Source organism: Actinotalea sp. C106 (assembly GCF_023630195.1).
GTDB lineage: Bacteria > Actinomycetota > Actinomycetes > Actinomycetales > Cellulomonadaceae > Actinotalea.
In genome coordinates this window covers 16381-27985 of record NZ_JALPKN010000013.1, presented here as the reverse complement: position 1 = coordinate 27985, position 11605 = coordinate 16381, and the positions used below count along the sequence as shown (strand labels likewise).

The window sequence follows — 11605 nt, the reverse complement described above, 5'->3', positions numbered from 1 at the left end:
CGCGCCGTGGAGGGCCCGGCCATGAGCGCTGGCGGCTCGCCCCGCCGCGACGACGACCTGGCCGCGTGGGACGCCCTGAGCGAGGGGCGCGACCCGACCTGACGGCACGGGCGGCGTCGCCGTGCGGACCCGGGCCCCACTTTTCGATAGTGTCTGCCGCGACGTCCACGAAAGGCACCACCATGGGTCACTCGTCCCCCGATCGAGCCGCAGAGCGGGCATACCTGCCTCGTGCGGCCCCCCCGACCAACCACGGTCACACCACAGCGGCCTGGGTGACGGTGGTGCTCGTCCTGCTCGGTGCCACGGTCTCCTCCCTCGCCGTCATGGGTGCGCTGGTCTGGCTCTTCTGGGTCGGGATGGGGATCGTCGTGGTCGGCCTCATCGCCGGGCGAGTCCTCAAGATGCTGGGATTCGGGCAGCCGGCCTCGCAGGACGCGGCCGAGCTGCACGGTCACTAGCCCATCTGACGTCGTCGACAGCGCACTCAACCAAGGAGAACGATGAGCAACCCCACCGAACCGCAGGACCCCTACGGCGCGCAGCCGCCCTCGGGCGGCTACGGAGCCCAGCCCCCCGCCGGAGGCGGTGGGGGCTACGGGGCCCCGCCGCCCCCGCCCGCCTACGGCGCTGCCCCCGGCGGCGGCTACGGCACGGAGAAGAACAGCCTGGGCGTGTGGGCCCTGGTGCTCGGCATCGTCGGTGTCCTGTGCTGCGGTCTCGGGTTCATCTTCGGCATCCCTGCCTTGATCGTGGGCGGCAAGTCGAAGGAGGCCGCTCGCAACGGCCAGGCGAACAACGGTGGGCTCGGTCAGGCCGGGGTCGTGCTGGGCTGGATCGCGATCGCCTTCAGCGTGCTGTGGCTGATCTACGTCTTCGCGCTCGGTGGTCTCGCTGCCTTCAACGACGGCTTTAGCGCTACCACGTACTGACGTCATGACCCTCACCGACTCCGACCCCGAGGCGGCTGCTCGTGCGCCCCGGGGTCGGGGCCGTCGAGGCCGGGCCGGTGCGCTGGCCGCGCCTCTCGGTGTTGGCGCGGGGCTCCTCGCGGCCGGCGCCGTGCTCGCCGTGCGGTCGCCGCACGACTCGGGAAGCTACGGCTTCTGCCCGATCCTCCTCCTGACCGGTGGCGCGTGCCCGGGTTGCGGGGGGCTGCGTTCGGTGCATGAGCTCACCCAGCTCGACATCGCCGGTGCCGCGGGCTACAACCTGCTGGTCGTCATTGCGGCACCGCTGGCTGTGCTCGGGTGGGGGCTGTGGATCGCACGCGCGGCGGGATGGCTCAGGCACCAACGCCGGCTGCCCCCTGCTCTTCCTTGGGTGTCGCTTGTCCTCCTGCTCGCCTTCGGCGCCCTGCGCAACGTGCCTGCGCTGCGCCCGCTCCTGACGCCCTGGCTCGGCCCCTGACCCCGACGCCCCATCCCCTGGGCGGTTCCCGGGTGCGCCGTCCCGGTCCCAGCACGTGGTCGTGGTGGGGGGCACGCGCGTCCGGCCCTACGATGGCCGGAACGGGTCTGCGGGGGCGGACCGGATGGAGGTGGCGCGACGTGACAGTCCTGGAGGACATCGTCGCCGGAGTGCGGCAGGACCTGGCCGACCGTGAGGCGAGGACCCCGCTCGACGCGGTGAAAGAAAGGGCTGCCCGGGTCCCGGGAGCCAAGGAGTGCGTGAGCAGGCTGCACGACGACGAGGCCGTCGCCGTGATCGCCGAGGTCAAGCGATCGAGCCCGAGCAAGGGTGCGCTGGCGCCCATCGACGACCCGGCCGAGCTCGCCGGCGAGTACGAGAAGGGCGGGGCGGCGGTGATCTCGGTGCTGACCGAGCAGCGCCGCTTCAAGGGAAGCCTCGAGGACCTCGACACCGTGCGGGCCACGGTCGACGTCCCGGTGCTCCGCAAGGACTTCGTGGTGACCCCGTACCAGGTCTGGGAGGCGCGGGCCCACGGTGCCGACCTCGTGCTGCTCATCGTGGCGGCCCTCGAGCAGACCGTCCTGACCTCCCTCGTCGAGCGCGTGCACTCCCTGGGGATGACCGCCCTGGTCGAGGTCCACGACGCCGACGAGGTCGCGCGGGCCCTGGACGCCGGGGCACGGTGCGTGGGGGTCAACGCACGCAACCTCAAGAACCTCGAGGTCGACCGCACGACCTTCGCCCGTCTCGCCCCTCTCATCCCGAACGGAGTGATCCGCATCGCCGAATCCGGAGTCCGCGGTCCGCACGACGTCATGGACTACGCACGGTCCGGCGCGGACGCCGTCCTGGTCGGTGAGAGCCTCGTCACGGGACGTGACCCGCGCTCGGCGGTCGCCGACCTCGTGGCCGCCGGGGCGCACCCCTCGTTGCGGGCGGTGCGCCAGTGACCGCGACCCAGGACCAGCCCTCCCCGCAGGAGGTCGGACCGACCACGCAGGCGGCCGGCTCCGGCCCCTACTTCGGTGACTTCGGCGGGCGGTTCGTGCCCGAGGCCCTCATCGAGGCCCTCGACGAGCTGGCCACCGAGTACGACAAGGCCAAGGCCGACCCGGAGTTCGGGGCCGAGCTCTCGCGCCTGCACCGGACCTACACGGGGCGCCCCAGCATCATCACCGAGGTCCCGCGGTTCGCAGCGCACTGCGGCGGCGCACGCGTGATCCTCAAGCGTGAGGACCTCAACCACACCGGTTCGCACAAGATCAACAACGTCCTCGGCCAGGCCCTCCTGACCAAGAGGCTGGGCAAGTCCCGCGTGATCGCCGAGACGGGTGCCGGGCAGCACGGTGTCGCGACGGCGACGGCAGCGGCGCTCTTCGACCTCGACTGCGTCATCTACATGGGCGAGGAGGACACCCGTCGTCAGGCCCTGAACGTGGCGCGGATGCGGCTCCTGGGCGCCGAGGTGGTGCCCGTGACGACCGGGTCCCGAACCCTCAAAGACGCGATCAACGAGGCGCTGCGGGACTGGGTCACGAACGTGGACTCGACCAACTACGTCTTCGGGACGGTCGGGGGCCCGCACCCCTTCCCCGCCATGGTCCGTGACCTCCAGCGGATCATCGGCGTCGAGGCCCGGCAGCAGGTGCTCGACCTGACGGGTCGGCTCCCCGACGTCATCGCGGCCTGCGTGGGCGGCGGGTCCAACGCGATCGGTATCTTCCACGCCTTCCTCGACGACACCGACGTCCGCCTGGTGGGTCTCGAGGCCGGTGGCGACGGGGTCGAGTCCGGACGTCATGCCGCGACCATCAGCGGTGGCGCGCCCGGGGTGCTGCACGGGGCCAGGTCCTTCCTGCTCCAGGACGAGGACGGCCAGACCGTCGAGAGCCACTCGATCTCCGCCGGCCTGGACTACCCGGGGGTCGGGCCCGAGCACTCGTGGCTCTCGACGATCGGCCGGGCGGAGTACCGACCGATCACGGATGCCCAGGCCATGGAGGCGTTCCGACTGCTGTGCCGGACCGAGGGGATCATCCCGGCGATCGAGTCTGCGCACGCCCTCGCGGGGGCCATGCAGCTCGGGCAGGAGCTCACCGCGCAGGGAGAGGACCCGCCAGTCATCCTCGTCAACCTCTCGGGCCGGGGGGACAAGGACGTGGAGACCGCCGCCGAGTGGTTCTCCTTGCTCGACGAGGGGACGTCATGACCGTGACCGACCAGGTCAGCAGGACCGCTGCCCGGATCGACGAGCTGCGGAGCGAGGGACGGGCGGCCCTCGTGGGGTATCTCCCCGTGGGGTACCCCGACCTCGAGGGGTCGATCGCCGCCGCCCGGCAGATGGTCGCGGCCGGGGTCGACATCGTCGAGCTGGGCGTGCCCTACTCGGACCCGGTCATGGACGGGCCGATGATCCAGCGGGCGGTCGAGCACGCGCTCGCCTCCGGCACCCGCGTGCGGGACACGCTGCGTGCCGTCGAGGGCGTCGCGGAGACCGGGGTCCCCGTCCTGGTGATGACCTACTGGAACCCGGTGGTCCGCTACGGCGTCGACGCCTTCGCGCGGGACCTCGCCGCTGCTGGCGGGGCGGGGTTGATCACCCCTGACCTGATCCCGGACGAGGCGGGGGAGTGGCTCACCGCCTCGCAGGAGCACGGTCTGGACCGGGTGTTCCTCGTCGCGCCCAGCTCGACCTCCGAGCGGCTGGCGATGACCGCCTCCGCCTCGCGCGGCTTCGTCTACGCGGCCTCGACCATGGGCGTCACGGGAACCCGGGCCTCGGTGGGCTCCGACGCCGAGCGCCTCGTCGCCGACACCCGACGCGCAGGGGCCGAGCGTGTGTGCGTCGGCCTCGGCGTGAGCACCGCCGAGCAGGCCGCCGAGGTCGCCGGCTACGCCGATGGGGTCATCGTGGGCAGCGCCCTGGTCCGCGCCCTGGTCGACGCGGAGTCGGCGGCGGCAGGGCTCGACGGGATCGCCGAGGTGGCCCAGGACCTCGCGACCGGCATCCGAGGGGCACGCCGGTGACCGCCGGGCTCTCCTCCGCTCTCGCCGTGCTGCCCACCGCGATCCCGAGCCCGTCGGAGTCCGTCTGGTATCTCGGCCCTTTCCCCCTGCGCGCCTACGCCCTGGCGATCATGGCGGGGATCGTCGCCGCGCTGTGGCTCACGCGTCGGCGATGGGCGGAGCGCGGGGGTGACCCCGAGACGGTCCTCGAGATCACGTTCTGGGCGGTGCCCTTCGGCATCGTCGGGGGACGGGTATATCACGTCGTGTCATCGCCCGAGGCGTACTTCGGCCCGGACGGCGATCCCTGGAAGGCCTTCGCGATCTGGGAGGGGGGCCTCGGCATCTGGGGGGCCATCGCCCTGGGAGCCGTCGGTGCCTACCTCGGGTGTCGTCGCCAGGGTGTCCGGTTCGCCGTCTTCGCGGATGCCGTCGCGCCCGGGCTGCTCGTCGCCCAGGCCATCGGGCGGCTCGGCAACTGGTTCAACCAGGAGCTGTTCGGCGGTCCCACCACGCTGCCGTGGGGACTGGAGATCGACCCGACGAGCCCGACCTTCCCGGCCGAGTACCCCGCCGGCACGCTGTTCCACCCGACCTTCCTCTACGAGATGGTCTGGAACCTGGCGCTGGCCGCGGTGCTGATCTGGGCAGGTCGCCGGTTCCGGCTCGGCCACGGCCGGGTCTTCTGGCTCTACGTGGCCGGTTACACCCTCGGGCGGGTCTGGATCGAGGCGCTGCGGATCGACCCTGCCCAGATGATCGGGCCCTTCCGCCTCAACGTCTGGACCTCGATCGTGGTCGGCCTCGGCGCGCTGGTAGCGTTCGCCGTGGTGGGGCGTCGACACCCAGGACGTGAGGCCACCGTGCAGCTGGACTCTGCGGCGGACGAGGGGAAGGACCAAGACCCCGAGGTCGCTGACGCACGCTGAGTGCATCGACCCCGGTGCGTCACCACGTGAGGCCGCGCCCCCTCGTTCGGAGGAGGAGCAGACGGCCTGTATCGTCGTCATGTTTGGGCCAACGATGTCCCATGTCTTCTCCTGACCACGACCTGGGTCGTCATACCTGGGACCCCCGAGGACGGTGTTCATGGATCGGCTGGCTCTTCCTGTCGTAGCTCCCCCCGCGCAGGGCCTGTACGACCCCGCTGCGGAGCACGACGCGTGCGGCGTCGCCTTCGTGGCGACCCTGCGTGGCACCCCGGGCCGCGACATCGTCGACGCCGGCCTGACCGCCCTGCTCAACCTCGACCACCGCGGTGCGGTGGGTGCCGAGACGGACAGTGGCGACGGCGCGGGCATCCTCACGCAGATCCCGGACGCGTTCCTGCGGGACGTCGTCGACGCCGAGCTGCCGCCGGTCGGTCGGTACGCGATCGGCATGGCCTTCCTGCCGACCGACCACGAGGCCACCGCTGCTGCGGTCAGCGGGATCGAGAAGCTCGTCGTCGACGAGGGGCTCGAGCTCCTCGCCTGGCGCGAGGTGCCGGTGACCGCCGGGCTGGTGGGCCCCACGGCACGGGCCAGCATGCCCGTCTTCCGTCAGCTCGTGGTCGCCGATCCTGCTCGGGTGCTGTCCGGCATCGAGCTCGACCGCCGTGCCTTCCGGGTGCGCAAGCGGGCTGAGCGAGAGCTCGGCGTCTACTTCGCCTCGCTGTCGGCGCGCACCCTCACGTACAAGGGGATGCTCACGACGGCACAGCTCGAGCCGTTCTTCCCCGACCTGTCCGACCCGCGGTACGCCTCTGAGCTCGCGCTCGTGCACTCGCGCTTCTCGACCAACACGTTCCCGTCGTGGCCGCTCGCGCAGCCCTTCCGTCTGCTCGCGCACAACGGCGAGATCAACACGGTGCGCGGCAACCGCAACTGGATGGCGGCCCGCCAGAGCACCCTGGGCAGCGAGCTGCTCGGCGACCTCAGCCCGTTGCTTCCCGTCTGCACCCCTGGCGGGAGCGACTCGGGCACCTTCGACGAGGTGCTCGAGCTGCTGCACCTCGGCGGGCGGAGCCTCCCGCACGCGATCCTGATGATGGTCCCCGAGGCGTGGGAGAACCACGCCGAGATGGACCCGGAGCGTCGCGCGTTCTACGAGTACCACGCGAACCTCATGGAACCCTGGGACGGCCCGGCCGCCCTGACCTTCACGGACGGCACGCTGATCGGCGCGGTGCTCGACCGCAACGGCCTGCGCCCCGGCCGCTACTGGATCACCGACGACGGCCTGGTGGTGCTGGCCAGCGAGACGGGTGTGCTCGACCTCGACCCGTCGACCATCGTGCGCAAGGGCCGGCTCGAGCCTGGCCGGATGTTCCTCGTCGACACCGGCGCCGGCCGCGTCGTGGACGACGAGGAGGTCAAGTCCCAGCTCGCGGCCCAGCGGCCCTACGCGCAGTGGATCAGCGAGCACGAGGTCTTCCTCGACCAACTCCCCGAGCGCGAGCACGTCCAGCACAGCCCTGCCTCGGTCCGCCGTCGTCAGCGCGCCTTCGGCTACACCGAGGAGGAGCTCAAGATCCTCCTCTCACCGATGGCGAGGGCCGGTGCCGAGCCCCTCGGGGCCATGGGATCCGACACCCCCATCGCGGTGCTCTCCGCTCGCCCGCGGCTGCTCTTCGACTACTTCACGCAGATGTTCGCGCAGGTCACGAACCCGCCGTTGGACGCGATCCGTGAGGAGCTGGTGACCTCGATCGGTGGCGCCATCGGTCCCGAGCCCAACCTCCTGGCCGACGTCCCCGAGCACGCCCGCAAGCTCGTCCTGCCGTTCCCCGTGCTCGACAACGACCAGCTCGCCAAGATCGTGCGCGTCGCTCGTGACCCCGACCTCGCGGGCGTCTTCAGCTCCGAGATCGTGCGTGGGCTCTACAGGGTCGACGGCGGGCACCAGGCCCTCGAGGCCCGGCTCGAGGAGATCTTCCAGCAGGTCGACACGGCCGTCGAGGCGGGCGTGAGCTTCATCGTGCTCTCGGACCGGAACTCCGACGCCGACAAGGCTCCCATCCCGTCCCTGCTGCTCTCGAGCGCGGTGCACCACCATCTCCTGCGCAAGCACACCCGGACCCGGGTGAGCCTGGTCGTCGAGGCCGGCGACGTCCGCGAGGTCCACCACGTCGCGCTGCTCATCGGCTTCGGCGCCGCCGCGGTGAACCCCTACCTCGCCATGGAGTCCGTCGAGGACCTCGCGCGGGACGGGTCCCTCGGTGACATCACCCCCGAGCAGGCGGTGGCGAACCTCATCAAGGCCCTCGGCAAGGGCGTGCTGAAGGTCATGAGCAAGATGGGCATCTCGACCATCACGTCCTACCGCGGGGCCCAGGTCTTCGAGGCGCTCGGCCTGGCCCAGGACCTCGTGGACAAGTACTTCGCCGGGATCACGAGCCGGCTGGGCGGGATCGGCCTCGAGGTGATCGCCGCCGAGGTCGCCTCGCGCCACGCCGACGCCTACCCCGCGAGCGGGAACCCGCAGGCCCACCGCCGGCTCAACTCCGGCGGCGAGTACCAGTGGCGGCGGGACGGCGAGGAGCACCTCTTCGACCCCGAGACCGTCTTCCGGCTGCAGCACTCGACCCGCACGCGCCAGCTCGACGTCTTCCGCCAGTACTCCCGGCGGGTCGACGACCAGGCGCAGCGGCTCATGACGCTGCGCGGGCTGCTGACCTTCGCCGAGGGCCACCGCCCGCCGGTGCCCCTCGAGGAGGTCGAGCCGGTCAGCGAGATCGTCAAGCGCTTCAACACCGGCGCGATGAGCTACGGCTCCATCTCGTCCGAGGCCCACGAGACCCTCGCCATCGCGATGAACCGGCTCGGCGGTCGGTCCAACACGGGGGAGGGCGGCGAGGACACCCAGCGCCTGCGCGACCCCGAGCGGCGCAGCGCGATCAAGCAGATCGCCTCGGGCCGCTTCGGCGTCACGGCCGACTACCTGACGAACGCGGACGACCTGCAGATCAAGGTCGCCCAGGGGGCCAAGCCCGGGGAGGGCGGTCAGCTCCCGGGCAACAAGGTCTACCCGTGGATCGCCGAGACCCGGCACTCGACCCCGGGCGTCGGCCTCATCTCGCCCCCGCCCCACCACGACATCTACTCGATCGAGGACCTGGCTCAGCTGATCCACGACCTCAAGAACGCGAACCCGTCCGCACGGATCCACGTCAAGCTCGTGAGCGAGTTCGGCGTCGGTACCGTCGCCGCGGGGGTGTCCAAGGCGCACGCCGACGTGGTGCTCATCTCGGGTCACGACGGAGGCACCGGGGCGAGCCCGCTGACCTCGCTCAAGCACGCCGGAACCCCGTGGGAGATCGGCCTCGCCGAGGCTCAGCAGACCCTCGTCCTCAACGACCTGCGCGACCGCGTGGTCGTGCAGGTGGACGGTCAGATGAAGACGGGTCGCGACGTGGTCATCGGGGCCCTCCTGGGCGCCGAGGAGTTCGGCTTCGCCACCGCTCCGCTGGTCGTGAGCGGCTGCGTGATGATGCGCGTCTGCCACCTGGACACCTGCCCGGTGGGCGTCGCGACCCAGAACCCCGAGCTGCGGGCGCGGTACACGGGCAAGCCCGAGTTCGTCGAGACCTTCTTCGAGTACGTGGCCACCGAGGTGCGCGAGTACCTGGCCGCCCTCGGCTTCCGCTCGATCGACGAGGCCGTGGGCCGGGTCGAGTCCTTGGACACGCGGGCCGCCGTCGCGCACTGGAAGGCGGCAGGGCTGGACCTCGGGCCGGTGCTCGCCCGCCCGGAACCCGTGCCGGGATCGTCCCTGCGCCACACGACCTCGCAGGACCACGGGCTCGACAAGGCCCTCGACAACCAGCTCATCTCGATGGCCGCCGACGCCCTCGCTCGGCGTGAGCCGGTGCGGATCGCCCTGCCGGTGCGCAACGTCAACCGCACGGTCGGCACGATGCTCGGGCACGAGGTCACCAAGCAGCACGGCACCGACGGTCTGCCGGACGGCACCATCGAGGTGACCTTGACCGGTTCCGCCGGGCAGTCCCTGGGGGCCTTCCTTCCGCGGGGCATCACCCTGCGGCTCCTGGGCGACGCCAACGACTACGTCGGCAAGGGGCTCTCTGGAGGACGGATCGTCGTCCGCCCCGACCACGCCTCGGTGCTGGCGGGGGATCGCGACGTGATCGCGGGGAACGTCATCGGCTACGGCGCCACCTCGGGGCAGGTCTTCCTGCGCGGCGTCGTGGGGGAGCGGTTCGCCGTCCGCAACTCCGGCGCCTCCCTCGTGGTGGAGGGTGTCGGGGACCACGGCTGCGAGTACATGACCGGCGGGACCGTGGTCGTGCTCGGTCGCACCGGGCGCAACTTCGGGGCCGGCATGTCCGGCGGGCAGGCCTACGTGCTCGACCTGCGTCGCGGTGCGGTCAACGTCCCGGCCCTGGCCCAGGGCGAGCTCCTGCTCACCGAGCCCGACGAGGCCGACGCCGAGGTCATCGAGGGGCTCCTGCGTACCCATCTTGACGAGACCGGGTCTCCACGTGCGGCTCAGCTCCTCGCCGAGCTGCCCGCCTCCCTGGCACGGTTCACCCGTGTCATGCCCGCCGAGTACCAGCGCATGCGCGCGACCCTCGCCCAGGCCGAGAAGGACGGGCTCGACCCGACCTCGCCGGGCGTGTGGGACAAGATCCTGGAGGTGTCCCGTGGCTGACCCCCGTGGCTTCCTGAAGGTCCGCGACCGGGAGCTCCCGCCGAGCCGCCCCGTCCCGGTCCGGCTGATGGACTGGCGTGAGGTGCACGAGCACCGTTCGGCTGCGGAGGACCCCGAGCACGCCGTGATGCTGCAGCAGCAGGCGGGGCGCTGCATGGACTGCGGCATCCCGTTCTGCCACACCGGTTGCCCGCTCGGGAACCTCATCCCGGACTGGAACGACCTGGTCTGGAAGGGGCAGTGGGCCGAGGCGAGCGATCGCCTGCACGCCACCAACAACTTCCCCGAGTTCACCGGTCGCATCTGCCCGGCTCCCTGCGAGACCTCCTGCGTCCTCGGCATCACCGAGCCCGCGGTGACGATCAAGAACGTCGAGGTCTCGATCATCGACGAGGCCTTCGCCCGTGGTCTGGTCACCCCGCAGGTGCCGTACTTCCTGACCGGTCACACGGTGGCGGTCGTCGGCTCGGGGCCGGCCGGGCTCGCCGCGGCCCAGCAGCTCACGCGGGCCGGGCACACCGTCGCGGTGTTCGAGAGGGACGACCGCATCGGCGGCCTGCTCAGGTACGGGGTCCCCGACTTCAAGCTCGAGAAGCACCACATCGACCGTCGCATCGCCCAGATGGAGGCCGAGGGCACCCGGTTCCGACCCGGGGTCGAGATCGGTCGCGACATCACCTGGAAGGAGCTCCGGGCCCGGTACGACGCGGTGGTCGTCGCCACGGGCGCGCCCGTGCCGCGGATGCTCCCGGTGCCGGGGGCCGAGCTCGCTGGCATCTACCCCGCGATGGAGTACCTGCACCAGGCGAATGCCGTGGTCGCTGGCGAGGAGGTCCCCGACCAGATCCTCGCGACCGGCAAGCACGTCGTCGTCATCGGCGGTGGCGACACCGGTTCGGACTGCCTGGGCACGGCGCTGCGGCAGCAGGCAGCCTCGGTCACCACGCTCGCCATCGGGCTGGAGCCGCCGGCGGAGCGGCCCGAGAACCAGCCCTGGCCCACCGACCCGATCCTCTTCGAGGTCTCCTCCTCGCACGAGGAGGGAGGGGAGCGCAGCTTCCTCGCCTCGACCGTCGGCTTCGTCGGTGACGAGCAGGGGCAGGTCCGCAGCCTGCGCGTCGCGACCACCGAGTACCTGCCGGACGGGCGTCGTGTGCCCTCCGAGGGGAGCGAGCGCGACCTCCCGGCCGACCTGGTCCTGATCTCCATGGGCTTCACCGGGCCGGAGACCGAGGCCCTGGCCGAGCAGACCGGGGCCGACGTCACAGGACGGGGGGCCCTGGCCCGCGGCGAGGACTACGCGTCCTCGGTCCCCGGGGTGTTCGTCGCCGGGGACGCGGGCCGTGGCCAGTCCCTCATCGTGTGGGCCATCGCCGAGGGGCGCGCCGCGGCGGCCGGCGTGGACGCCTACCTCCGGGGCAGCACCGAGCTGCCCGTCCCCGTCACACCGAGCACGCGGGCCATGCGGCCCTGACCGACGCAGGACGTTGCGCCGGGGACCTCGCCCGGTGGAGCGGGCAGTCCACAGGGGTGT

Annotated in this window: 9 protein-coding genes; all 9 read left to right on the top strand. The window is 71.7% G+C overall.

The features are described from left to right. Positions 1–275 precede the first annotated feature (275 nt). Positions 276–461, top strand: a complete 186-nt coding sequence (locus tag L0B03_RS01995) for a hypothetical protein (protein ID WP_250443448.1) — start codon at positions 276–278, stop codon at positions 459–461. Between the two features lie 42 nt (positions 462–503). After that, on the top strand, positions 504–932 hold the full coding sequence (locus L0B03_RS01990; protein WP_250443444.1) for a DUF4190 domain-containing protein: 429 nt from the start codon (positions 504–506) through the stop codon (positions 930–932). A gap of 4 nt (positions 933–936) precedes the next feature. Further along, entirely contained in the window at positions 937–1410 is a 474-nt protein-coding gene (locus L0B03_RS01985; RefSeq protein WP_250443441.1) for a DUF2752 domain-containing protein, read from the top strand. A 140-nt stretch (positions 1411–1550) separates the two neighbouring features. Then, positions 1551–2363 (top strand): indole-3-glycerol phosphate synthase TrpC, encoded by an 813-nt coding sequence (gene trpC, locus L0B03_RS01980; protein WP_250443438.1) that lies wholly within the window; start codon positions 1551–1553, stop codon positions 2361–2363. 95 nt (positions 2364–2458) lie between these two features. Then, a complete protein-coding gene (gene trpB, locus L0B03_RS01975; protein ID WP_250443457.1) occupies positions 2459–3622 on the top strand; it encodes a tryptophan synthase subunit beta in 1164 nt (387 codons plus the stop codon). Then, positions 3619–4440, top strand: coding sequence for a tryptophan synthase subunit alpha (gene trpA / locus L0B03_RS01970; protein ID WP_250443434.1), 822 nt, complete (start codon positions 3619–3621; stop codon positions 4438–4440). Before trpB ends, trpA begins: the two co-directional genes overlap by 4 nt. Next, a complete protein-coding gene (gene lgt / locus L0B03_RS01965; RefSeq protein ID WP_250443430.1) occupies positions 4437–5348 on the top strand; it encodes a prolipoprotein diacylglyceryl transferase in 912 nt (303 codons plus the stop codon). The genes trpA and lgt overlap by 4 nt, the downstream gene beginning before the upstream one ends. A 160-nt stretch (positions 5349–5508) precedes the next feature. Next, on the top strand, positions 5509–10071 hold the full coding sequence (gltB, locus tag L0B03_RS01960) for a glutamate synthase large subunit (protein WP_250443427.1): 4563 nt from the start codon (positions 5509–5511) through the stop codon (positions 10069–10071). Continuing rightward, a complete protein-coding gene (locus L0B03_RS01955; protein ID WP_250443424.1) occupies positions 10064–11545 on the top strand; it encodes a glutamate synthase subunit beta in 1482 nt (493 codons plus the stop codon). Before gltB ends, L0B03_RS01955 begins: the two co-directional genes overlap by 8 nt. Positions 11546–11605 lie beyond the last annotated feature (60 nt).